Source organism: Methylocystis sp. SC2 (assembly GCF_000304315.1).
GTDB lineage: Bacteria > Pseudomonadota > Alphaproteobacteria > Rhizobiales > Beijerinckiaceae > Methylocystis.
Genome location: NC_018485.1, coordinates 3371523 through 3395467 on the forward strand (window position 1 = coordinate 3371523; position 23945 = coordinate 3395467).

General features: G+C 64.3%; 24 protein-coding genes. 16 read left to right on the forward strand and 8 right to left on the reverse strand.

Translation table 11 applies throughout. From position 1 onward, the window contains the following. Positions 1–147: 147 nt before the first annotated feature. The 3 genes from BN69_RS16295 (at position 148) to BN69_RS16305 (ending at position 1983) form a co-directional block, all read left to right on the forward strand. The gene (locus BN69_RS16295) at positions 148–594 is read left to right on the forward strand and encodes a winged helix-turn-helix transcriptional regulator (protein ID WP_014892746.1); all 447 of its coding nucleotides are present in this window, start codon (positions 148–150) and stop codon (positions 592–594) included. Positions 595–726: 132 nt separating this feature from the next. Next, the gene (locus BN69_RS16300; RefSeq protein ID WP_014892747.1) at positions 727–1134 is read left to right on the forward strand and encodes an NADH:ubiquinone oxidoreductase subunit NDUFA12; all 408 of its coding nucleotides are present in this window, start codon (positions 727–729) and stop codon (positions 1132–1134) included. A gap of 87 nt (positions 1135–1221) precedes the next feature. After that, on the forward strand, positions 1222–1983 hold the full coding sequence (locus BN69_RS16305; protein WP_014892748.1) for a DUF2155 domain-containing protein: 762 nt from the start codon (positions 1222–1224) through the stop codon (positions 1981–1983). Positions 1984–2092: 109 nt separating this feature from the next. Here BN69_RS16305 and aat read toward each other — a convergent pair whose 3' ends face one another. From aat to lptG, 8 genes are all read right to left on the reverse strand, one after another. Continuing rightward, entirely contained in the window at positions 2093–2761 is a 669-nt protein-coding gene (gene aat / locus BN69_RS16310; protein WP_014892749.1) for a leucyl/phenylalanyl-tRNA--protein transferase, read from the reverse strand. Positions 2762–2831: 70 nt separating this feature from the next. After that, positions 2832–3152: an MliC family protein gene (locus BN69_RS16315; protein WP_014892750.1), complete on the reverse strand. Its 321-nt coding sequence runs from the start codon at positions 3150–3152 to the stop codon at positions 2832–2834. 20 nt (positions 3153–3172) lie between these two features. Continuing rightward, positions 3173–4531, reverse strand: a complete 1359-nt coding sequence (accC, locus tag BN69_RS16320; RefSeq protein WP_014892751.1) for an acetyl-CoA carboxylase biotin carboxylase subunit — start codon at positions 4529–4531, stop codon at positions 3173–3175. A gap of 13 nt (positions 4532–4544) precedes the next feature. Then, on the reverse strand, positions 4545–5069 hold the full coding sequence (gene accB / locus BN69_RS16325) for an acetyl-CoA carboxylase biotin carboxyl carrier protein (RefSeq protein WP_014892752.1): 525 nt from the start codon (positions 5067–5069) through the stop codon (positions 4545–4547). Positions 5070–5076: 7 nt separating this feature from the next. Further along, positions 5077–5520 carry a type II 3-dehydroquinate dehydratase gene (aroQ, locus tag BN69_RS16330; protein WP_014892753.1) on the reverse strand — a complete coding sequence of 148 codons (444 nt, stop codon included), beginning with the start codon at positions 5518–5520 and terminating at the stop codon, positions 5077–5079. 92 nt (positions 5521–5612) lie between these two features. Next, positions 5613–6401, reverse strand: a complete 789-nt coding sequence (locus BN69_RS16335; RefSeq protein ID WP_014892754.1) for a DsbA family protein — start codon at positions 6399–6401, stop codon at positions 5613–5615. An 89-nt stretch (positions 6402–6490) separates the two neighbouring features. Further along, the gene (locus BN69_RS16340; RefSeq protein ID WP_014892755.1) at positions 6491–9064 is read right to left on the reverse strand and encodes an LPS-assembly protein LptD; all 2574 of its coding nucleotides are present in this window, start codon (positions 9062–9064) and stop codon (positions 6491–6493) included. Next, positions 9064–10149 (reverse strand): LPS export ABC transporter permease LptG, encoded by a 1086-nt coding sequence (lptG, locus tag BN69_RS16345; RefSeq protein WP_014892756.1) that lies wholly within the window; start codon positions 10147–10149, stop codon positions 9064–9066. The genes BN69_RS16340 and lptG overlap by 1 nt, the downstream gene beginning before the upstream one ends. Positions 10150–10540: 391 nt before the next feature. Here lptG and BN69_RS16355 point away from each other — a divergent pair, with 391 nt between their 5' ends. The 13 genes from BN69_RS16355 to ppx all read left to right on the forward strand — a co-directional run bounded on the left by BN69_RS16355 (position 10541) and on the right by ppx (position 23909). Continuing rightward, a complete protein-coding gene (locus tag BN69_RS16355; protein WP_014892758.1) occupies positions 10541–12097 on the forward strand; it encodes a leucyl aminopeptidase in 1557 nt (518 codons plus the stop codon). 332 nt (positions 12098–12429) lie between these two features. Continuing rightward, complete coding sequence (locus BN69_RS16360; RefSeq protein WP_014892759.1) at positions 12430–12825, forward strand: DUF4383 domain-containing protein; 396 nt, start codon at positions 12430–12432, stop codon at positions 12823–12825. A gap of 58 nt (positions 12826–12883) precedes the next feature. After that, complete coding sequence (locus BN69_RS16365; RefSeq protein WP_014892760.1) at positions 12884–13195, forward strand: BON domain-containing protein; 312 nt, start codon at positions 12884–12886, stop codon at positions 13193–13195. A 163-nt stretch (positions 13196–13358) separates the two neighbouring features. Then, a complete protein-coding gene (locus BN69_RS16370) occupies positions 13359–13838 on the forward strand; it encodes a DNA polymerase III subunit chi (RefSeq protein ID WP_014892761.1) in 480 nt (159 codons plus the stop codon). A 41-nt stretch (positions 13839–13879) separates the two neighbouring features. Beyond that, positions 13880–14647 (forward strand): class I SAM-dependent methyltransferase, encoded by a 768-nt coding sequence (locus BN69_RS16375; RefSeq protein WP_014892762.1) that lies wholly within the window; start codon positions 13880–13882, stop codon positions 14645–14647. Further along, positions 14644–15696, forward strand: coding sequence for an ABC transporter ATP-binding protein (locus BN69_RS16380; protein WP_014892763.1), 1053 nt, complete (start codon positions 14644–14646; stop codon positions 15694–15696). The genes BN69_RS16375 and BN69_RS16380 overlap by 4 nt, the downstream gene beginning before the upstream one ends. 189 nt (positions 15697–15885) lie before the next feature. Further along, positions 15886–16800 (forward strand): ABC transporter permease, encoded by a 915-nt coding sequence (locus tag BN69_RS16385; protein ID WP_014892764.1) that lies wholly within the window; start codon positions 15886–15888, stop codon positions 16798–16800. After that, positions 16797–17633 (forward strand): ABC transporter permease, encoded by an 837-nt coding sequence (locus BN69_RS16390; protein ID WP_014892765.1) that lies wholly within the window; start codon positions 16797–16799, stop codon positions 17631–17633. The genes BN69_RS16385 and BN69_RS16390 overlap by 4 nt, the downstream gene beginning before the upstream one ends. After that, on the forward strand, positions 17630–18178 hold the full coding sequence (locus BN69_RS16395) for a CDP-alcohol phosphatidyltransferase family protein (RefSeq protein WP_014892766.1): 549 nt from the start codon (positions 17630–17632) through the stop codon (positions 18176–18178). Before BN69_RS16390 ends, BN69_RS16395 begins: the two co-directional genes overlap by 4 nt. Before the next feature lies 1 nt (position 18179). Then, entirely contained in the window at positions 18180–19397 is a 1218-nt protein-coding gene (locus tag BN69_RS16400; protein WP_014892767.1) for an AI-2E family transporter, read from the forward strand. Then, positions 19394–20089, forward strand: a complete 696-nt coding sequence (locus tag BN69_RS16405) for a P-loop NTPase family protein (protein ID WP_014892768.1) — start codon at positions 19394–19396, stop codon at positions 20087–20089. The genes BN69_RS16400 and BN69_RS16405 overlap by 4 nt, the downstream gene beginning before the upstream one ends. A gap of 66 nt (positions 20090–20155) precedes the next feature. Continuing rightward, positions 20156–22390 (forward strand): RNA degradosome polyphosphate kinase, encoded by a 2235-nt coding sequence (locus BN69_RS16410; protein ID WP_014892769.1) that lies wholly within the window; start codon positions 20156–20158, stop codon positions 22388–22390. Next, positions 22383–23909: an exopolyphosphatase gene (ppx, locus tag BN69_RS16415; RefSeq protein ID WP_014892770.1), complete on the forward strand. Its 1527-nt coding sequence runs from the start codon at positions 22383–22385 to the stop codon at positions 23907–23909. Before BN69_RS16410 ends, ppx begins: the two co-directional genes overlap by 8 nt. Positions 23910–23945: the final 36 nt, after the last annotated feature.

The following is a 23945-nucleotide window of genomic DNA, read 5'->3' on the forward strand; positions in this document are numbered from 1 at the left end:
TCGTGAGATGCGCAAGCGAAGCGTTCACAGCCAGCGACGCGCGTTTGGGATGAGCGTCATGCTCGCCCGCTCGGCGGAGATCACTTGCAATTTACAAATAAATCGAGATCGCTTGTTATTTGCAAGTAAATTTCATAACCTCCGCGGGTGTCCAAGAAAGATCCCGCGCTCCGACGCTCCGACTGCCCGCTGAACGTCTGCCTCGAAATCTTCGGCGACCGATGGTCGCTGCTCATCATCCGCGACCTGCTGTTCAAGAAGCGGCACGAGTTCAAGGACTACCTCGCGGCCAAGGAACGTATCGCGACCAATGTCCTGTCGGATCGGCTGCGGCGATTGGAGGCAAGCGGCATCATCACGAAGACCGCGCACCCCTCCGATGCGCGCAAGGCGGACTACCGGCTGACTGAAAAGGGATTGGATCTAGCCCCTCTCCTCTTCGAAATGGCGCTTTGGGCGACGAAGCATGAGAAGACCGACGCCCCCACGGCTCTGGTGCGGCGAATGTCGGACGACCGTTCGGACCTGCTCGCAGAGCTGAGAGCCAACCACAGGCCGGCGCCGGCGCGAAAAAATCCAAGCGCAAGGAAGTGACGTCTGGGGCTGAGAAGCTTGCGTCCGGTCTGACCCGGGCGCTCGACTTGGATGGGGCCGTCTCTCCGGCAAGGCTGGACATTGGCGCCATCAGACGCAATAAGGGGCCACGACATTCGAGGACGCAGCTACATGTCCTATATCGTTCGCTTCTTCACCTGGTGGAACCGCGCCACGCTCAGCACCGGCCTGTGGACGCTGCTGTACGGCGAGCGCGTCGGCGAAGACGAATTCGGCAACGTCTATTACCGTCGGCGCGGCGGCAAGATCGATGCGGCGCTGGGGTTTGAACGGCGCTGGGTGATCTACAAGGGCTATTGCGAAGGCTCGGCGACGCCGCCCGGCTGGTACGGCTGGCTGCATCACACGGTGGATACGCCGCCGACCGACGAGACCTATCGGCCGCGTTCCTGGGAGCTTCCGCACCAGGCCAATTTGACCGGAACGCCGCAGGCCTATCGGCCGCCGGGCTCTCAGCTCGCGCTGGGCGAGCGGCCGCCCGCCGGCGGCGACTACGCCCCCTGGCGGCCTGAAGGCTGAGCGGCGCTCTTCCTTGGAAAGGCCTTTCTTGCCTGCTTTCGTCCCCGGCTTGTTTTCGAGGCTGGCGGAGAATCCTGCGGTGATCGGATGAAGTTGCCCTTATCCCTGACGCCAGCGGCGGTCGGCGCGTGGGCTTTTTTTGCCGTCGCCGCGTCCGCCGAGCCGATCCGGCATCCGACCGCGATCTTCGCCGGCCTCGACAAGACCACTGGCCGAATCATCAATTTCGACGTCGCGATCGACGAAACCGTGCAGTTCGGCGCCCTTCAGGTGACGCCGCGCGTGTGCAATACGCGACCGCAGACCGAAACGCCGCAGACGACGAGCTTCGTCGAAGTGGACGAACTCATCCTCAAGCCGGAACATCGGGGCGACCCCAAGCCCGAATCCGTGAAGGTCGAGGCCAAACAGGAGGCGAAGCGCATCTTCTCGGGCTGGATGTTCGCTGCAAGTCCCGGTCTCCACGGGGTCGAGCATCCGGTCTATGACGTCTGGCTGGTCGACTGCAAAGGCGGCAAGGAAACGGTTGCGCCGCCCGCCGAAGCGGCCGCGCCGGCGGCTCCGCCCGCCGCCGAGGCCGAGGCGACCGCCGCCCCCGAAGGCGCCAGCGGCAAGAAGCGCCGCTCGCGCAGAGTCGAGCCGACGGCGCCGCCGCCGATGGAAAATCAGCCCATCGGTCCCGCCGATCAGGCGGCCCCGGCGCCCGTCGAGCCCGACGTGGGTCCTGCGCCAGCGGAAGATCCTGCCGCCTCGCCCACGGGCGGGCGCAAGAAGAAGCGGCGGCGCGCCGAACAGCCCGGTCCCGCTGCGGCGCCGCCGCCAGCGAACAATCCGCTTTTCCCCTTCTAAAGCGCCTCCCGATCGCATGGAATCATGTGACCGGTAAGGAATCGCTCAAAATCAAAACGTTGGAGCAGGTTCTCATCGGAAAAGTCTGTCAACTTTTTCGGCGCCTGCGCTAATCGGCAAGCGCGGCCAGCGCCTGAACGCCCCTCACGGGCGCGTTTTTGGGCCAGACGTAGAAGTTGGCCTTTTCAGGGAGCGCCCGTTCGAGCGTGCGATGATATTCCTCGCGCGAAACCTCGATTGCGCCGAGCGAGGCGAGATGCGGCGTAATGAATTGCGTGTCGAGCAGCTGGAAGCCGCCCGCCCGTAGCCGTCCGATCAGGTGGACAAGCGCGACCTTTGAGGCGTCGCGCTCCAGATGGAACATGCTCTCGCCGAAAAAGGCGCTTCCGAGAGCGACGCCGTAGAGCCCGCCGACGAGGCGCCCGTCAATGCGGCATTCGACCGTATGGGCGAAGCCAATATCGAACAACTCGCGATAAAGCCGATGGATTTCGGCGTTGATCCAGGTCCGCTCACGTCGAAACGCCGGAGCGGCGCAAGCGTCGATCACCGCGTCAAAATCGCGATCGACGACGACCTCGAAACGATCGGACCTCACGGTCTTGGCCAGGGAGCGCGACACGACGAAGTCGTCGAGGGGAAAGATCGCGCGCCGCTCGGGATCGACCCAATAGAGCTGATCGTCGTCGGCGCTCTCGGCCATCGGGAAAAGCCCGATGGAATAGGCGCGGAGCAGAAGATGCGGGGTGATCGCATAGGGGGCGTTGAGGCGCGACATCTCTTCAAGGATAGCGGCGCGAGAACGCCGCGCCACCCTCGGGCGGCGAGTTTCTTGAAAGAAAGTTGAATTAATTGCGCGTCGTGCAGTCGAGCTTCGCGCCGCGCCACTCGACCATGGCGTCGTCGCCCTTGTTCCAGAATTCGATATCCTTGGCGACGTAGCGCGCGCCGCTCGCGGCCATCGCCTGTTTGGCGATCACGGTCTCGCCTTTAAAGACAAGTTTGGCGCGATTGGCGTTCGCGCCAAGGAAAGTGACCGTCAGAGCGGCGTTGGGATCGTCCGAACATGTGAAGACGAAGGGACCGCGCACGGCGGCTTTTGCGTGGGCGGAGGCGAGCGGCGCAGCCGCCGCCAGAACCGCTGCGACGATGACCAAGGATCGGTTCATCTTCTTCCTGTCCCTCGCTTCTAAAAATCAGGTTCGATGCCGCCCGTCGCTAAAAAATGCTCCAACCAATGAATGTCGTAAATGCCGTTTTGAACGTCGGCGTTGCGCACCAGCGTGCGAAACAGCGGAAGCGTCGTATCGATGCCGTCGACGATGAATTCGTCCAGCGCGCGCCGCAGCCGCATCAGCGCTTCCGTTCGGTTGCGCCCGTGAACGATCAGCTTTCCGATGAGCGAGTCGTAGTTGGAGGGGATCGTATAGCCCTGATAGACCGCTGAATCGACGCGAACCCCGACGCCGCCGGGCGGGTGGTAATAAGCGATGCGCCCGGGCGAGGGCCTGAAGCTCGCGGGGTGCTCGGCGTTTACGCGGCATTCGATGGCGTGGCCGTAGAACCACATGTCTTCCTGTCGCAGGGACAGCGGCGAGCCCGCGGCGACCCGGATCTGTTCGCAGACGAGATCGACGCCGGTGATCGCCTCCGTCACCGGATGCTCGACCTGAATGCGCGTATTCATCTCGATGAAATAGAATTCGCCGTTCTCGTAGAGAAACTCGATCGTGCCGGCGCCGGCGTATTGCATGTCCCGCATCGCGCGCGAGCAGATCTCGCCGATCTCCATGCGCTGGGCGTCGTTGAGCGCGGGCGAGGGGCTTTCCTCCCAGATCTTCTGGTGTCGGCGCTGGAGCGAACAGTCGCGCTCGCCGAGGTGAACCGCCTGGCCCTTTCCGTCGCCGAAAATCTGAAATTCGATATGACGCGGCTTTTCGAGAAATTTCTCGATATAGACCGTATCGTCGCCGAACGCGGCCTTTGCTTCGGTGCGCGCGGTGGCGATCGCGATGGGAAGATCATGCGCGTCGCGCGCGACCTTCATGCCGCGGCCGCCGCCGCCGGACGCCGCCTTCACCAGAACCGGAAAGCCGATCCGCTCGGCGATCTTCAGCCCTTCCTTTTCGCTCAGGATCGGCCCGTCGGAGCCTGGCACGCAGGGAATGCCGAGCTTTTTTGCCGTGGCCTTGGCTTCGATCTTGTCGCCCATCAGGCGGATGTGCTCGGATTTCGGTCCGATAAAGGTGATGTTATGCTCTTCGAGAATCTCGGCGAAGCGCGCATTCTCCGAAAGGAAACCGTAGCCCGGATGCACCGCGTCCGCGCCGGTGATTTCGCAGGCGGAGAGCAGGGCGGGAATATTGAGATAGGAATCGCGGGCGGGCGCCGGCCCGATGCAGACGGACTCGTCGGCGAGCTTGACATGCATGGCGTCGGCGTCGGCGGTCGAATGCACGGCGACTGTCGCGACGCCTAATTCCTTGGCCGCGCGCAGGATGCGCAGCGCGATTTCGCCGCGGTTGGCGATAAGGATTTTGTCGAACATCTCTTGCCGCCGCCTACTCGATTACGAGGAGAGGTTCGCCGTATTCCACTGGCTGGCCGTCCTCGACCAGTATGGCCGTCACAACGCCGGATTTGGTGGCGACGATGTCGTTGAAGGTTTTCATCGCTTCGATCAGCAAGAGCTTGTCGCCGAGCGAAACGCGCGCGCCGATCTCGACGAAGGGCTTTGCGTCGGGGTTCGGCCGAAGATAAGCCGTGCCGACCATGGGCGACTTCACCGCGTCCAGGTATTCGGGGGGCTCCGTGACCGGAGCAGGGGACGCGGCCGGCTTCGCCGTCGGCGGCGGCGGGGGCTGGACCGACGGCGCGGCGCCGACGCTCGCGATCGCTCCGGCAGGCGCGCGCGCCGCGCGGATACGCAAATCGCCCTTCTCCACCTCAAATTCGGTCAAATTGCTGTTTGCGACGAGTTCCGCGATCGTGCGCAGCAGATCCGCGTCGATGGCGGGCGCGGGCGCGGCGACCGGCGCCGGCTTGCGGGAGGAAGCGGTGCGAGGCGGTTGAGCTTTGCGCGCCATAAGTGTCTCAGCTCTTTCTCAGTTCGTTTTCAAAGACAGCGTCAAGGGCGAGAAGGTATGAGAGCGGGCCGAATCCCGCGATCACGCCGCGCGCCGCGGGCGAGATGAAGGAATGGCTCCGAAAGCTTTCGCGTGCGTGCACATTGGACAGATGCACTTCAATGACGACAGCCTCCGCGCCCTTGATCGCGTCATAGAGCGCGATGGATGTGTGCGTCAGCGCGCCGGCGTTCAAAATGACCGGCGCGCCCGCGCCGCCGGCTTCCTGGATCCAGTCGACGAGATCGCCCTCGTGGTTGGACTGCCGGAAAACCAGCGATACGCCGCGTTCGGCGCAACGCTTCTCCAGCGTCGCGCGGATATCGTCGAGCGACGCTGTTCCGTATATCGCGGGCTCCCGCTTGCCGAGAAGATTGAGATTGGGACCGTTAAGCACGTGGACGGCTGACATAGCGCTTCCGAAAACGTTCCCCGAAAAATCTCAAAGGCGGCAGGCCGCCTGTCTTAGCCTTGTTGTCGCCGCAAAGAAAGCCCGTCGCCGCCCTAGCAGGCGGTCTTGCCGCATTTGCGCATGTTTTCGATCTTGGCTTTCAGTTGCGCGTAGGGCACGCCGCCGATGATCGCCTCTTTGCCGATGACCCAGGCGGGCGTTCCATCGAACCGCAGCTCATCGGCCAGCGTGGCGACTTCCTTCAGCGCGGCCTTTGTCTCCGCGCTCGACATGTCCTTCTCGAGACGGGGCATATCGGCGCCGACCTCCTTCGCCGCCGCCAGCGCCTGCTGCTTGCCGATGTGGCCGCGAGTCGAGAGCAGCTTGCGATGGAAATCCCAGAACTTCTGGCTGTCGAGCTGCATGCGCGCAGCGGTCGCGACCTGCGCCGCCTCGACGGAGTCGGGCCCCAGAATCGGGAAATCCTTGAGCACCACCCGCAGCTTGGGATCCGCCTCGATCAACTTGCCGACCGAAGCCATCGCCTGCTTGCAGTAGCCGCAGTTATAGTCGAAGAATTCGACGAGCGTGACGTCGCCGCCAGGATTGCCCACGACGGCCTGGTTGGGCGAATTCAGGATTTTGTCGCCGTGCTGGCCGACGGCTTTTTCCCGCGTGGCGGCCTCGGCGACCTTTTCGCGCTTTCCAAGCTCGTCAATTGCTTCCCGGACCACTTCCGGGTTCGCAAGGAGATAGTCGTGCACGACCTTCTCGATCTCGACCTTCTGCTTGCCCGAAAGCTCCTCGGCGAAGAGCGGCGTCGCCGCGCCGAGAGCGAGACATGCGCCGGCGGCGAGCGAGATAAAAAAGCTCATTGCATTCTCCTTTGCGCGACAGCGCATTCGTGTCGATCCCTTCGTCGCGGCGCTTTTAGCACAGGGGGCGGCGGCCGTCCTCCTGACGCAAGGTTGGCGCATTTCACGCGAATGGCTTAGCGCGACTGGTTGGTCCGAACGCCGTCGTTCACCAGCACCGAACCGACGCCGTAGTTGAATTTCGCTTCGCCCAGGGTGCGCAGCTGGAGCGTGACCATTACCGTCTGGCTGCGGGCCGGCAGGCCTGTGTAGGACTGCGGCTGATAGATCTGCGAATAATTGACCGACAGCGTCGTGCATTCGTCCTGATAGCCGATGCCGCCGCCGAGCGTTGCGACCGAGAACAGGGGCGCCGAGCCGACGAGATTTGAGCCGGTAAGCGTCGTCGCATAAAAGACGGACGTCGGATTGGTGAGAGAGTTGTAGAGATAGCGGCTCATATCGAAGGTGACGGTGCCGGTCAGGAAATAGTTTTTGGTGATGTCGTATTTTCCGGACGCGGAGAGTCCCTGGCGACGCACGTCAAAGCCGATCGCCGGCTGTGAAGCGTAATTCGCGTATTGGAGCTGGAGCGAGATCGGATCCAGATTCATTGTCGCGAACACGTCGACTCGCCGCGCGCGCAAGCTCCCCTTGTCGAAGCGGCCCTTGGCGGCGAGGCTGAGAACGGACGAGGGCGCAAACGCGAAGCGCCCGACGATGTCCGACGCGCGCGAGTCGAGGCCGGAATCGAGGCCGACATTCGCGGCGTCAGCCTGCGCGTAGGAGTTGGCGCCGGCGATCTGGCGCGACTGGCCGATCATCGCGTTGATGAAGCCGCCATTGGACAGCGACAGGGTGGCCTGGCCGCCATAGTTGAGGCGCGTGCCCGTCTCGAACCGGTCATAGCCGGAGAATTTGCTCCATTCGAACAGCGTCGAATCGTCGAAGACGAGGCTTTGCGCGTCCATGTTCACCAGCGACGGAATCGACGTCTGATTGGGGCGCGCGACGACTTGGGCGATCGGTTCGAAGACGATGTCGCCGATAAAGCTTCTGGCAAGGATCGGGTAGCGCCATTCGGCGCCGAAGCCCGGGAGCGCCTGGCCGCGGAAGCGGTTGTCGGCGCCGTTGAAGAACTGGCCCTGCGCGGCGTTGGGGATCGGCGACAGGCTTTGGTTATAGATCGGGAACAAGCCTTGCCGGTCGTAATCGAGATAGCTTCCGACGAAACGCGCGAACGCGAACGGGGTCCACACGCCGCCGACCGGGTCGATGATTTTACGCTTCCAGGCGCCGCTGATCGTCGCGTGCTGGTAATCGCCGCCGACGCCGCGCAACAGACAGCCGCTCTGCGCCGGGTCGCTCGCCCGCGCGTAGATCTGGCAAACGTTGTACAGGCTATAGATGCGGTCGAGCGTGCGCGGCTGTATGGACTCGAAGTTCGCGACGTTGGCGGACGTGCTCGTCACATTGGCGTCGAGTTCAACCTGTCCGCCAACGCCCGCCGTCGCTGCAGGATCAATGTCGAAGACGCGATTATAGTCGATCACCGGATGGACGACGGGCTGCTGCGCCTGCACGTCATTGGGCGACAGCAGCTGGAAATAATATCCGCGCATGTCGAAATAGCTGCGCGGTCCTTGGCCGGTCAGATAGATCGTCGACGACGCTTCGCGGAAGAAATAGTTCTGCAGGAGATAGTTGTATTGCTGGTAGTCCTGCAGGAAGTAGCGATCGGACAGCGCCGTGATGTCCCAGCCGGCGCGCCAACGGTCGTTGAGCCAGAATTCGCCAAAAGACTGGATGGCGCCGCGCCATTGCTTGCCGCCGGCGCCGAAGGGGGCTTGCGCAAAGGCGCTCGTGTCTCCCACATGCGTGCCCTGACCGCGGATCGTATAGCCGCCATTGTCAAAGCGCTGACGGAATTCGGCCGTGACGAACGGACCCTGCCGGGAAAAATAAATCGGCGTTACGGTCAGGTCGTAATCCGGCGCGATCGCCCAGAAGTAAGGCACGCCCACGCCGGCGCCGAGCTGCTGGCGATAAATGAAAACCGGCGACAGAAAACCGGACTTGCGCTTCACCGAAGGGTCCGCCGACGACCAGAACGGCACATAGGCGACCGGCACGCCAAGAAGTTCGAAGGAGGCATCCTCGTAATAGATCATCTTCTCGACGTTGTCGTGAATGATCCGTTTGGCGCGAACCGACCACGTGCGCGGCTTTGCGGGATCGTCTCGACAGGCCTCGCAGGCGGTGTAGGTGCCCATTTCGAAGGTCGTCGTCTCGCCGGCCCGCTCGGCGCGCGGCGAGGTGAAATGCGTGTTGTTGACGGAGTCGACCTGCAGGCTGTCGATGAACCCGTTCTTGAAATCATCCGTGAAGTCGAAACGCTCGGCCCTGGCGATCGAGCCGTCGGTTTCGGTCAGCGTGGCGTGGCCCTCGGCGAAGACGCGCGACGTGTTGCGGTCATAGGTGACGCGGTCGGCTTCGAGCAGCCGGCCCTTGTAATAGATCTGGACGGCCCCGCGCGCCGTGACGGTGTTGCTTTTCTCGTCGTAGACGAGCTCCTTGGCCTCGACGACCATGCGCGCTTCGGCGCCCGCGGCCGGCGGCGCGGCGGCGGCGTGCGTGGCGAAAGCCGCTTCGGCGAGCGCGAGCGCGGCCGCAAGGATGGATAGGCGCCGGGAGGAGCTGGTGAGCGCCATCAGCCGTCCTCCGAATAGAGCAAAATCACCGTGCCCAACATGCTCCCGACAAGCGCAGGCGACCATGCGGCCACTACAGGGCTGATCATGCCTGCGCCGCCGAGATCCGAGAGGACTTTAGTAACGATGTAAAGCACGAAGCCTGCGGCCACGCCACCCGAAAGGGTTTTTGCGACCCCGCCAAATCGAAAGAATCTTAATGAAAAGGAAGCGGCGACGAGAACCATCGCGACAAGCAGCAGCGGTCGCGCAAGAAGCGTCTGAAACTGCAGTCGATAGCCGGTCGCGTCGAGACCCGCTTCGGCCGTGCGCGCCGTCATTTCCGGCAGCGACCAGAAGGGCGTGCCCTGTGGCGGCGTCGTCGCCGCCGCCACCTGCTCGGGCGTCAGGTCGGTGGCCAGCATGTACGAACCGACGTTGCGCGCCGGCTCTCCGGGCAGGCTGACCTGCGCGTTTTCGAGCACCCAGACTCCCGGCTCGAGTCGCGCGCGATGCGCTTCGACCCGCTCCAGAAAGCCGCCGCGCGCCGCGTAAATGTTGACGCTGACCCCCGCGAGCTCCGAGCCGCCGTTCGAGGAGTTCATGGCGTGCATGATGGCGAGGCCGTCCACGCCGTGCTGGCGCAGCCAGACGCCATGGTCGATGCGCAAACTGCCGGGCACGCCGAAAAGATCCCACTCCATTTGTTCTGAGCGCTGTTTCATCGAAGCCGAGAGCGGGTTGTAGATCGCCACGGACACGACCCCGATGAGCAGGGCGGTGAGCGCCGGCGGCGCGATGAACTGCCAAACCGACATGCCGGCGGCGCGGGCGACGATCAATTCAAGCTTCCTGGTGAGGTCGACGAAGGTCGCCATCGATCCGAAGAGAACGGCGAAGGGCAAGATCATCTCGGCGGCCGCCGGCACCCGCATCGCCGTCATCAGCGCGACGGTCGCGGCCCCGGCCTGCGGATTGTCGCTGGCGCGCCGCAGCATCTCGACGAAGACCACGACGAACATCAAGCAGAAGATCGTAAAGAAGATCGCCAGGATCGTGCGCATGAACCGCAGCGCGAAATAGCGCGTGATCGTCGCCCCGATCATGGCTGCGGCTTTCCTCCTTCGTGCTTTGGCGCGCCGCCCCGAACGCGGAACGTTAAGGCTCAGTTAACGATCGCTAGACGCTGGCGTCTTGGCGCGCAAGCGTGTCATGGCCCCGGCGAGCCGTTCCAAGACATTCAATTCGCGAGCGTTGCTTTTGCGCCACGCCGGATTTCTGCGGAACGATCGCGGCGATTCCGCGGCGGGACGGGAATCTGGAATGGTTCAAAAAATGCACGGAGGCGCGATTGACCGCCGACGCCCGCCGGAAGATATTACGGGCCGCTCCCGTCAAATCGCGCGCCTGGCGCGCCGCCGGCGCTAACTTTCTCAAAAAACCGACGCATTTGCGCCGGAACGGCTTCCGCTTCGGCGGAGCAGGCAAGAGGCCCTGATGCTCGTCAACGCCAAATATGAACTCCAGCCATTCGACGCCGTTGAAGCGCTGCTGCGCCAGCCCGAGGACGCTGGGCATCCGCGCACGCTCGTCGTTTTCGTGGGCCGCGATCTCGCCATGGGCGAGCGCGCCGCCAGCGTGCTCAAGGATGCGGCCGCGCATCTTTCGCGCGCCGCCGCGGCGGCGAAATTCAAAGGCAAGTCGGGAACGTCGCTCGAGATTCTGGCGGCGCCCGGCGCGCCCGCCAGCCGAGTGATACTGATGGGCGTCGGCGTCGGGGACGAGTCCGGGGCGGAGGGCGGCGAAGCCGCCAAGCCCTTCGAGGACTTCTTGGCGCTTGGCGGACAAACCGCGGCGAAAGTGGGTCCGGGGGCGCGGGCGGTCGTGCTGTTCGACCTGCCGGAAGGGGTTTCCGCCGCTCACGACTCGGTCGGCCAATTCGCGCTCGGCGGCTGGATGCGGGCCTACAAATTCGACCATTACAAGACAAAGAAGAAGGACGAGGCCGAACGCGACGGACCGATGGAGGTCGTCGTCGCTTTGGCCGATCCGGACAGCCATCGCGCCGAGATGTCGGATGGCGGCCATTTGGCGGACGCCGTCATGCTCGCAAGGACGCTCGTCAATGAGCCGGCGAACGTCCTGACTCCGCCGGAATTCGCCCGCCGCGCGTCGGAGCTGATGAAGCTCGGCGTCGAGGTCGAGGTCCTCGACGAGAAGGCGATGGCCGAACTCGGGATGCGGGCGCTGCTCGGCGTCGCGCAGGGGTCGGAGGCGGGCGCCCGGCTCGTCGTGCTGCGCTGGAGCGGCGGCGCCCAGGGGGCGGCGCCGATCGCCTTCGTCGGCAAGGGCGTCGTTTTCGACTCGGGCGGCATTTCGATCAAGCCCGCCGCCTCGATGGAGGACATGAAGGGCGACATGGCCGGCGCCGCCGCCGTGACCGGCGCCATGTACGCGATCGCCGCGCGCAAGGCGAAGGCCAATGTCGTCGGCGTGCTCGGCCTCGTCGAGAACATGCCGGACGGCAAGGCGCAGCGGCCGGGCGACATCGTCAAGTCCATGTCGGGCCAGACGATCGAGATCGTGAACACCGACGCCGAAGGTCGGCTCGTCCTCGCCGACGCGCTGACATACGTCATCGAGAACCACAAGCCGGCCGCGGTGATCGATCTGGCGACGCTCACCGGCGCCATTCTCGTCGCCCTGGGACAGGAATATGGCGGGTTGTTCTCGAACAATGACGAGCTTGCCGATCGCCTGACCAAAGCCGGGAGCCACATCGGCGAGAAGCTGTGGCGCATGCCGATGGGTCCGGCTTACGACAAGCTGATCGACTCGAAGTTCGCCGATATGAAGAACACCGGCGGGCGCCACGCCGGCTCGATCACCGCCGCGCAATTCCTGCAGCGTTTCGTCGGCAAGACGCCCTGGGCGCATCTCGACATCGCCGGCACCGGCATGGGCTCGCCGATGAGCGACACCAACCAGAGCTGGGGCGCGGGCTGGGGCGTCCGGCTCTTGGACCGGCTGGTGCGCGACTATTATGAGGGGTAATTGACGATCGCTCGGTCTGGGCGCGAGGCAAGAGGCTCTGTCAGTCAGCTCAGCCCAAACTCGGGAGCTCTTCTCTTGTTTGGCTCTCGATTCTCTGCTGCAGAGTAGAAGATTTGGCGGTGCCGTAAGATGACGCGTCTTCTTGTGAAGAGCGTCAAGAAACAGATGGAGGATAGATCAAATAAATCTTGCCGCGTTGACGCCAGGAGTTGCTGCTAAAGCTTCAGCATGCGCATAAATACGTTATTCTGTCCGCTTTTTAATTGGAAATGTTGTTGCACCGCCCGATCTGATGGTCAGTTCAGTTGGTCCTGGACTGAAAGGAACGCATCATGATCGAATCTCGATGGAACGCCGATTTCATCGCGACCATCCTCGGCGTCGTGTTCGTGGCGGTTGGCCTCTTGGGGTTCGTCCCCAATCCGATCGTCTATGACGGCGGCTACTTCCACGTGAACGCCGCCCATAACTTCGTGCATCTGATCACCGGAGCGCTCTTGCTGCTCAGCCCTTATTTCGGCGTCCCGGTCCTCATGATTCGCACGCTGGCCATCGTCTACACGGCGCTCGCCATCCTGGGCTTCATTGCGCCGAACGTCGCTGAACTCGGCGGGCTGATCGCGATGAACCACGCCGACCACTGGCTACATGCAGTGCTGGCGGTCGTCCTGCTCGCGATCGGCTTTATGAAGCCTATGGAACGATCTGTCACCACGGCCCATATGTAAGAGCTGCAAAGCGTCGCGCCTCAGCCTTCGGGCTGGGGCGCTTTGGGCCGAGGCTGCGATGACCGATATGGACACAGTAGGGCTTCGCGACGCCGTCCGCGACGCCCTCGACAAGAGCCCTCTGGCGGACGCCAAGTCGATCTCGGTCGAGATCGTCGGGGGAGAAGTCGTGCTGAAGGGCTCCGTCGCCTCGGCGGCTGAATGGATGGAGGCGGAATACGCCGCGTCAACGGCCGCTTCGCCCCTCAAAGTCAAGAACGCCCTGACCATCAGCGTGGTCTGGGAGGCGCCCAAGGACGACGTCTATCAGGCCGGGCTCGAATCCTTTCCGGCAAGCGATCCGCCCTCCTGGACGCCGGGCGAGACTTAAAACTCGCGCTCAGGCCTCGCTGATGGTTAGCAAAGGCCGCCCGTCCGCCAGCGATTGGGACTCCGCCCAAGGGGAAACGCCGGCCGCCCTGGACAAGGCTACCGGGCGTAGAACTTGCGCGAGGCGGAGAGTTCCGACATAGCGGGAGCGAAAGCTGCCCGACATGCCCGAGATCGCCTTCTATCATCTCACGCGCGCCACGGTGGAGCAGACGTTGCCAATGCTCCTCGAACGTTCGCGCGCGCGCGGCTGGCGCGCCATCGTGCAGGCGATGAGCGAAGCGCGCCTCCAGCGGCTTGACGCCGATCTCTGGTCGTACCGTCCGGAAAGCTTTCTCCCGCACGGGACGAAAGCCGACGGCGCGGCGGAGGCGCAGCCGATCTATCTCACCTGCGGTAACGACAATCCCAATGACGCCGATGTGCGGTTTTTCGTGGAGGGCGCCCGCATCGCCCCGGCGCTCGCCGGCTCCGGCGCGCCGCGCGAACGCGCCGCGCTGGTGTTCGACGGGCGCGACGACGCCGAACTTACCGACGCGCGCGCGCAATGGAAAGAACTGCGCGATCTGGGCTATAGCCTCGTCTATCACCAGCAGAGCGAGAGCGGCGGATGGGAAGAGAAGGCGCGCGAACCGAAAGCATAGATCTCGCCGCCTCCGGGCGGGATCGCCCAGATGCGAATGAGATGATCGATTCCAAAGGCGTCGAGCGCGCTCCAAGCGCGGATTCCGCTTTTTTGCAGCGCGCTCTCGGTGAAGATTTCGCCGAGCGCCGCGCCAGGGCGCGCGAAAGGCTCGACGCCGTTGATCCGCATAAGCGTCCCGGCGGGATCGAGGCGGATCCCAAGCGCCGGGAATGGTTCGAGGCGGTCTACGCTCTCGCCGAGAACGATGCGGCGGCCGTGCCCTGGGCGCATCTTGAGCCGCGCCCGCTGCTTGAAGATTGGCTTGCGGCGCGCTCGCTCGTCGGCCTTCGCGCGCTCGACGTCGGCTGCGGGTTGGGCGACAACGCCGAAGCGCTGGCGCGCGCCGGCGCGCATGTCGTCGCCTTCGATCTCGTGGAGCGCGCGGTTGAATGGGCGCGCCAGCGTTTTCCGCAGAGCAAGGTCGACTATCGCGTCGCCGATCTCTTCGCTGCGCCATCGGAATGGCGCGGCGCCTTCGATCTCGTGCATGAGCTTTACACCTTGCAGGCGCTGCCCGAGGCGCTTCTGCCTGACGCCGCGCGGGCGCTCGCCGCCTTTGTCGCGCCGGGCGGAACGCTGCTCGTCATCTCGCGCGCGCGTGATGAAGGCGAAGACCTTGGCGGCCCGCCATGGCCGCTCGCGCGCAGGGACATCGAGGCGCTCGCCGTCGACGGTCTTCGGCTCGTTGCGCTGGAAGATATTCCGGCGAGCGGCGGCCTCGCGCGCCACTGGCGCGCCGAATTTCGTCGCGACGAGGCCGGCGGGTGAGCGCGCCGCTGCTGTCGATTAAAAGCGTCAGCAAAAAATTCGGCGCCGTCGTTGCGCTCGAGAACGTGTCGCTCGAGGTGGGGGCCGGCGAATTCTTCGCGCTGCTCGGACCCTCGGGCTGCGGCAAAACCACGCTCATGCGTTGCATCGCGGGTTTCGAGTCGCCGGACGCCGGAACGATCGCGTTGAACGGCGTCGATCTTTCGGGCGTGCCGCCCTATCGGCGACCGGTGAACATGATGTTTCAGTCCTATGCGTTGTTTCCGCATCTCAATGTCTTTGAGAACATCGCCTTCGGTCTGCGACGGCAAGGCGAGACGAGAGACGCCATCGACGCGCGCGTCACTGAATTGCTGGCGATGACGCAGCTTTCGGCTTTTGGCCATCGGCGAATCGACGAAATGTCCGGCGGACAGAAGCAGCGCGTGGCGCTGGCGCGGGCGCTCGCGCCGCGTCCGAAAATGCTGCTGCTCGACGAGCCGCTGGCCGCGCTCGATCGCAAGCTGCGCGAAGAGACGCAGTTTCAGCTCAAGAAAATCCAACGGCTGACGCAGACGAGCTTCGTCATCGTCACGCATGACCAGGACGAAGCGCTGGCGCTCGCCGACCGCATTGCGGTGATGCGGGCGGGCAGGGTGGAGCAGGTCGCCGGGCCGATGGAGGTTTACGACCGCCCCGCGACGCGCTTCGTCGCCGGCTTCGTCGGCGAAACCAATTTCATCGAGGGACGGCTGGACCGCAATGGCGCCGCGGCGCTGGTCGCCGAGTTCGGACGAATCCCCTGCGAGCCTGGAGATTTTCCCGATGGCGCGCAGGCGACGCTCAGCGTTCGCCCCGAGCGCATTGGCGTTGCGCGCGACGGCGAGGGGATCGCGGGCTTCGTCGAGAACTTCGTGTTTCGCGGCGAAACGACGCTGCTGCGGGTGCGCGTCGCCAGGGACATCGTTCTGCGGGCGGCGGCGGGCCATGGCGAGCGCCACGCGATCGGCGACGCCGTGAGGCTCAGTTTTCCGCCTGGCGCGGGAACGCTTCTCGCGGAGGAGAGATAGGGTGAGGTTAACAATGAGCGCGCGGCGCAATGCGGATTGCCTCATCCCGAGGAGGCCTCGGAGAGGCCGTCTCGAAGGACAAGGACATCCGCGACGCGACGCGACGCCCTCGTCCTTCGAGACGGGCCTTTCAGGCGCTCCTCAGGATGAGGGCGCCCCATGCGCCGCGCGCCGCGAGGACGCCGTGGCATGAGCGCGCAGCGCCGACTCTCGTTGGGCGAGCGGCTCGTGATCGCGGCGCCTTATCTGTGGATCGGCGCCTTTTTCCTTGCGCCGATGTTGCTCATCGCCAAAATTTCCGTTTCGCAGTCGGTGCTGGCGCGCCCGCCCTATCGGCCGATTTTTGAGCCTTCCGACAGTTTGGCCGCCATCTGGGCCAAGGCGCAGACCTTTTCGTTCGACGCCTATCGCGCCCTGATGAGCGACACGCTTTATCTCGAATCCTATCTGTCCTCGCTCGCCATCGCCGCGGTCTCGACGCTGATCACGCTGATCATCGCCTATCCCTTCGCGCTCGCCATGGCGCGCGCGCCCGAGCGCCTGCGTCCCATGCTCATCGGCCTTGCCGCGGCCCCGTTCTGGACGAGCTTTCTCATCCGCGTCTATGCCTGGATCGCGCTGCTGAAGGACGAGGGGTTGATCAACAACGCGCTGATGGCGCTCGGCCTCATTTCGGCGCCGCTGCAGATGTTCGCGACGACGGGCGCCGTCGTCGTCGGCATCGTCTACTCCTATCTGCCGTTCATGCTGCTGCCGCTCTATGCGGCGCTGGAGCGGCAGGACCCCAGCCTTCGCGAGGCGGCGGCGGATCTCGGGGCGTCGCCGGCGCAAGTTTTCTTGCGCGTGACGCTGCCGCTGTCGCGTGAAGGCGTGGTTGCGGGCGCGCTTCTTGTCTTCATTCCGGCGGTCGGCGAATTCGTCATTCCCGATCTCCTCGGCGGGTCCGAGACGCTGATGATCGGGCGAACCTTGTGGAACGACTTCTTCTCCAATCACGACTGGCCGGCGGCCTCAGCCGCGGCGATCGCGCTCGTCGCCGTGTTGATGATTCCGCTGCTGCTGTGGGAGCGGGCGCGGCTCGCCGATGAGGACGACGTCCGATGAGCGCGGCCGTCTCGTGGGCGCGTCGCGCGACCCTTTTTATCGGCTTTGTCTTCCTTTACGCCCCGATCGTCATTCTCGCGGCGATGAGCTTCAACGCGTCGCGTCTCGTTTCCGTCTGGGGCGGATTTTCGACGAAATGGTATGCGGCGCTCCTGGAGAATGAGCAGCTTCTACATTCAGCGAAGATCAGCCTCGCCGCCGCGCTGACCTCGGCCACCATCGCGACTCTGCTGGGACTTCTGGCCGCCATAGCGCTCGCGCGTTTCGGCCGCTTTCGCACGCGCATGCTGTTTTTCGGGGCCGTTCATGCCCCGCTGGTTCTGCCGGAGGTCGTGCTCGGCCTCGCGCTCCTCACCTGTTTCGTCGCCTTGGGGGTCGGACGAGGCTTCATCACGCTGGTCATCGGTCATGTGACGTTGACGATGTGTTTCACGACGGTCGCGATTCTCGCGGCGCTGCGCGACAGCGATCCGGCGCTCGAAGAAGCGGCGATGGATCTCGGGGCGACGCCTTTTGGGGCCTTCGTCCGCGTGGCGTTGCCGCAGATCGCGCCGGCGATCGTCACCGCCTATCTCCTGGCGTTCACGCTTTCTCTCGACGACCTTGTCATCGCCAGTTTTGCGACGGGACCCGGCGCGACGACGCTGCCGATGCGCATCTACTCGCAAATACGGTTGGGCGTTTCGCCGCAGATCAACGCCATCTCGACGCTGCTTCTGGCGCTCGTCGCCATAGCGCTCGGACTCGCGGCGCTTGTTTCTTCCGGGCGCGCGCGGGGCGATGGCCAAGTGGTGACAAGCTCGGCGCGCGCGCCAGATAATCATGCGTCATGACTAACGATTGGTTCGCTTCTCTTCCGAATTTCATCACCATCGGTCGTCTCGTGCTGACGCCGGCGACGATCATCTTGATCGTCGAGCGGCAATGGATCGCCGCCTTCCTGCTGTTCGCCGTCGCCGGCCTGTCCGACGCCCTCGACGGCTGGCTGGCCCGGACCTACCGCCTCCAATCCGAACTTGGCGCGATTCTCGATCCCATCGCGGACAAGGCGCTCATCGTTTCGATGTATGTGACGCTGGCGATCGTCGACGCGCTGCCGGCCTGGCTCGCCATCATGGTGGTGTTTCGCGACGTCATGATCACCGGGGCGGTGTCGCTGTCATGGCTCATGGGCCGGCCGATGAAGGTGCATCCACATTTTTCTTCCAAGGCGACCACCGCCGCGCAACTGGTGTTCGCCGGCGTCGTCCTGGCCGCTCAGGCATACGGCGTTCATATTCCGCTGCTAAATGTGGCGCTCATCGCCCTCGTCGCCGCATTGACCGTCGCTTCCGCCTGCGTCTATCTGTGGCTTTGGGTCCAGCATATGAGGCTGTGACATGTCACAGAGAAAACCGACGCCCGGCTCCGGCGCTGCGCAGCCGGCGGTCATTCCGCCGCCTCTCGACGCTGGCGACGACGCCGAGATGCGGCAGCTGCAATGGGCGGGACTGAGCCTCGAACGGCAGCTCGGGCTCTGGGGCTTGACGCTTCTGGCGCTAGGCCTGTCGCTCTATTTCCTGAGCCCGGTGCTCGCGCCCTTCGTCGCCGGAACCGCGCTCGGCTATCTGCTCGACCCCGTGGCCGACCGGCTGCAGCGGCTGGGCCTGTCTAGACTGGGGGCCGCGGGTCTTCTGCTCGTCGTCTTTCTTCTGGTCGTCGGGACCGCGGCCGTTGTTCTGGTTCCGATTCTTTCGCATCAGCTTGCGGGCTTCCTCACCTCGCTGCCGGGCTATTTGCAGACGCTGCATGGCCTCCTGACGCAGTGGAGCGAGCGCGTCACCAGCGATTCCATCAATGGGTGGTTGCAGGAATTCGGGCTCGGCGGCGCCGCGGCGTCTTTCGATGCGCAAAAATATATAAACGACCTCACGAGCCAGGGCGCGACGCTGCTCGGCGATTTCGTGAAATCGCTGTTGTGGCGCGGTTATGCGCTCATCAACGTGATCTCGCTCATCGTCATCACGCCGGTCGTCGCCTTCTATATGCTGGTCGATTGGGATCACATGGTCGCCATCATCGACGATCTGATTCCGCCGCGCCATCGCGACGACGTGCGCTCGCTCGCCCGCGACATCGACCGCGCGCTCGCCGGCTTCGTGCGCGGACAGTCGCTTGTCTGCCTGTTCCTTGGCGTCTGGTATGCGGGCGGGCTTTCGGCGATCGGGCTGAATTTCGGGTTCCTTATCGGCGTCATCGCGGGTTTTCTGAGTTTCATCCCCTACGTCGGCTCCGTCACCGCCTTCGTTCTATCGATCATCGTCGCGATCGTTCAGGGCTGGCCGCACATCCATCTGCCGATCGAGGCGGTGGCGATCGTGACGACGGGACTGATCATGGACGGCTATGTGCTCTCGCCGCGGCTCGTCGGCGCCTCCGTCGGTCTGCATCCGGTCTGGATCATGTTCGCCTTGCTGGCCTTCGGCGCGCTTTTCGGATTTACGGGCCTTATCGTCGCCGTGCCTGTCGCGGCGGCGCTCGGCGCCTTCATGCGCTTTCTTGCAAAACGCTACCGCGGGAGCGCGCTCTATCAGCACCCGATCCGCGACCGCGCATGACAAAGGCCGGCGCGCCGGAAACATGCGAGCCGGGACGTCAGTTGCCGCTCGATCTGCCGACGACGCCGCGCTTCGGACGTGAAGAGTTTCTGCCCGCCGCATCGAACCGGGCGGCGCTCGACATGATCGAACGCTGGCCGAATTGGCCGGATCGGGTTCTCGCGCTGATCGGGCCCGCCGGCGCGGGAAAATCCCACCTCTGCGCCATTTGGGCGGCGCGCGCGGGCGCGCTTGTCGTTGCGCCCGGCGCCCTGCCGACCCTGGAGGCGCTGGTCGCCCAGGCGCCGCGCGCCATCGTCATCGACGACGTCGACCGCGTCGCGGACGAAACCACGCTGTTCCATCTTCTGAATTTTGTGAACGAAAGCGGCGCCTTCCTGCTGATGAGCGCGGCCCGCCCGCCGCAGGCGGGAGACACGCGGCTTCCCGACCTGTTGTCGCGTTTGCGCCGCGCGCCGGTCGTCGAAATCGGCGCGCCGGACGACATGTTGATGCGCGCGGTTCTGGTGAAGCTCTTCGCTGACCGACAGCTCCTCGTCGAACCGCCGGCGCTGGCCTTCGCCGCGCTGAGGCTGGAGCGCTCTCTCGCCGCCGCCCGGGCCTTTGTCGCCGCCCTCGACCGCGAGGCTTTGGCGCAGGGACGGCCTGTCACACGGGCGCTCGCGGCCAAGGTTATTGAGAGGTTTACTTAAGGATTCGGCCGAACGGCTTCGCCGCCGCGCAGGCCTGTGGCATGATGGCCGGGACGGGAAATGAAAATGAAGCCGCATATTCAGGATAAACTCGCCGCCCAGCGCACGGGGGCCGATATCGCCGTGATGGATTGCGCCGACGAGATTCTCGTGGAGGATCCCGCCAAGCTCGCCGCCTCTCCGCAGCGCTTCATCAATCGGGAACTGTCCTGGCTGGAATTCAATCGCCGGGTTCTGGAGGAGGCCTCCAACCGCAATCACCCGTTGCTTGAGCAACTGCGTTTCCTGTCGATCTCGGCCAATAATCTCGACGAATTCTTCATGGTGCGCGTCGCCGGCCTGCGCGGGCAGGTGCGCTCCGGCGTGACCGCGCGCTCCGAGGACGGACTGACGCCCGCCGAGCAGCTGACGAAGATCACCGAGCGCGTCACGCTATTGACGAGCGAGCAATTGCGGCGCTGGCGCGAACTTCGCGCCGAGATCGAGGGCGTCGGCATCGTCATCGTCGAGCCCGCGGACGTCTCCAAGGCCGACCGCGAGTGGCTCGAGGAATATTTCCTCAGCCGCGTCTTTCCGGTGCTGACGCCGCTCGCGGTCGATCCGGCGCATCCGTTTCCTTTCATCCCCAATCTCGGCTTCACATTGGCGCTCGAACTGGTGCGCCCCGGCGATCGCAAGACGCTGCAGGCGCTGGTCCGGCTGCCGCCGAAGATCGAGCGCTTCGTGCGCTTGCCGGCGACGGCGGGCGTCGCCGGCCGCGAGCGCTTCATGCTGCTCGAAACGCTGATCGCGATGAACGCGCAGCGGCTGTTTCCTGGCTATTTGCTGCGGGCGCAGGGCCTGTTCCGAGTCATCCGCGACAGCGATCTCGAAGTCGAGGAGGAAGCCGAAGATCTCGTGCTTCTTTTTGAGACCGCGTTGAAGCGGCGCCGGCGCGGTTCGGTCATCCGGCTCGAAGTGGCGGCGGACATGCCGGCGACCTTGCGCGCGCTCGTGGCGGAAGAGCTCGACGTCAACGAGCCCGAGACGTTCGAGATCGACGGGATGTTGGCCCTCAACGATCTTTCCGAACTCGTCGCGCTCGACCGGCCGGAGCTGAAATTCAAGCCCTACAACCCGCGCTTTCCGGAACGGGTGCGCGACAATGGCGGCGACTGTTTCCTGGCGATCAAGCAGAAGGACCTTGCGGTCCATCACCCATACGAATCCTTCGACGTCGTGGTGCAGTTCCTGCAGCAGGCGGCGCGCGATCCCAATGTCATCGCCATCAAGCAGACGCTCTATCGCACCTCCAACAACAGTCCGATCGTGCGCGCGCTTGTGGAGGCGGCGGAGGCGGGCAAATCCGTCACCGCGCTCGTCGAACTGAAGGCGCGCTTCGACGAGGAAGCGAATATTCGCTGGGCGCGCGATCTCGAACGCGCCGGCGCGCAAGTCGTCTTCGGCTTCATCGAGCTCAAGACGCACGCCAAATTGTCGCTCGTCGTGCGCCGGGAAGGCGGCGGCCTCGTCACCTACTGCCATGTCGGAACCGGCAATTATCACCCCGTGACGGCGCGCATCTATACGGACATTTCGGTGTTCACCGCCGACCCGGTGATCGGAAGGGACATCTCGCGCATCTTCAATTACATCACCGGCTATGCCGAGCCGGCCGGGCTTGAGCGCATGTCGGTGTCGCCGATTTCGCTCAAGAAGAAGCTTCTCGAGCATATCGAGCAGGAAATCGCCTTCGTGAAGGCCGGCAAGCCTGGCGTCATCTGGGGCAAATGCAACGCGCTTGTCGATCCTGAAATCATCGACGCCTTTTATGCGGCGTCGCAAGCGGGCGTCTCGATCGAACTCATCGTGCGCGGCATCTGCTGTCTGCGGCCCGGCGTTCCCGGACTGTCCGATAACATTCGCGTGAAGTCGATCGTCGGCCGCTTTCTCGAACACGCGCGTGTGTACGCCTTCGGCGGCGGCTATGTGCTGCCGCATCCGCGCGCGCACGTCTATATTTCTTCCGCCGACCTGATGCAGCGCAATCTCGATCGAAGGGTCGAGGCGATGATGCCGATCGTCAATCCGACGGTGCATCAGCAGGTGCTCGATCAGATCATGCTCGCCAATCTCATCGACAATGAGCAGAGCTATCGCGTCCTGCCGGACGGCTCGTCGCTGCGCATTGTCCCGCCCGAAGGCGAGGAGCGTTTCAACGCGCATAAATATTTCATGACCAATCCCTCGCTTTCCGGTCGCGGAAAATCGCTCAAGGATTGGCGGCCGCGCTCGCTCTTAAAGCGCGGCCAAAATGCTTGAGGCGGCGGCGCGCGGCGCGACGCAGCGCTCCGACTGCGCGCCGAAGCCTGTCGCGATCGTCGACATCGGCTCGAATTCGGTGCGGCTCGTCGCCTATCAGGCGCTCTCGCGCGCGCTGACCCCGATCTTCAATGAAAAGGCCATGTGCGGTCTCGGCAAGGGCGTCGTCACGACAGGCCGGCTTCCCGATGACGGCGTCGACAAGGCGATGAAGGCGCTGCGCCGCTATCGGGCGCTTTGCGAAACCATGGGCGTCGACGACATCCAGGTGATCGCCACCGCGGCGGTGCGCGGCGCCAAGAATGGCGATGTTTTTCTGAACGCGGCGCGCGACGCCATCCAGCGCGACATTTCGCTGCTTTCGGGCCGCCGCGAGGCGGAGCTTTCCGCGCTTGGCGTCATTTCGGCGATTCATGAGCCGGACGGCGTCGTGGGCGACCTCGGCGGCGGCTCGCTCGAACTGATCGACGTCCACAAGGAAGCGCTCGGCAAGGGGATCACCCTGCCGCTCGGCGGACTCGCGCTGATGGACGCCTCGCGGCGCTCGATGCGCGAAGCGACGCGCATCGCCCGCAAGGCGATCGCCGACGCGAAGCCGCTCGATCATCTCAAGGGCCGAACCTTTTACGCGGTCGGCGGCACCTGGCGATCGCTCGCCAAACTCCACATGCGTCAGCGCAACTATGCGCTCGGCGTCATGCATCATTACCGCATTCAGACGAGCGAAGCCGCCGACTTCGCCGAACTTGTCGAACATATCGACAGCGAGGCGCTCGAGGACATCGACTTCGTTTCGGCGGCGCGCCGGCCGCTGCTCGCCTATGGCGCGATCGTGCTTGACGAGATCATCCGCCGCGCCAAGCCGCGCGAAATCGTGATTTCGGCCGCGGGCGTGCGCGAAGGCATGTTGTATGAGCGCCTGTCGCCGGCCGAGCGTCGCGTCGATCCCTTGCTCGCGGCGACGCGCGAATTGGAAGCGACATTCGCGCGCGCGCCGGGCTATGGCGACGATCTCATCGATTGGACGGACGCCTATATGGAAAAAAGCGGCATTGATGAAACCGACGAGGAACGCCGGCTGCGCCACGCCGCCTGCCTGCTCTCGGACATCGCTTGGCGCGCCCATCCGGAATATCGCGCGCAGCGCGCCATGAACATCGTCACGCAGGGGCCCTTCGTCGCCATTGATCATCCCGGCCGCGCCTTCCTGTCGCTCGCCATCGTCTTCCGTCACGAAGGGCTCGACGGAGTGGAAGGCCTTGCGGATCTGCGCACCTTGTTGACGACGCGCCTTTTCGCGCGCGCGCGCATTCTCGGGGCGCTCATGCGGGTCGCCTATTTGTTGTCAGCGTCGATGCCGGGCGTGCTGCCGCGCACGCGCTTGCGGGTCTGCGATCACGCGGCGACGCTCTCCTTACCTGCCGCTTACGCCGATCTTGCGAGCGAGCGCGTGCTCAATCGTTTGAAGGCGCTCGGCAAGCTGATGGGCGCCGACGCGCTGATCGAAGTGGCGCCCTGATCCAAAAGCGGTTCACTCTGCAAACGGGCTTATTTG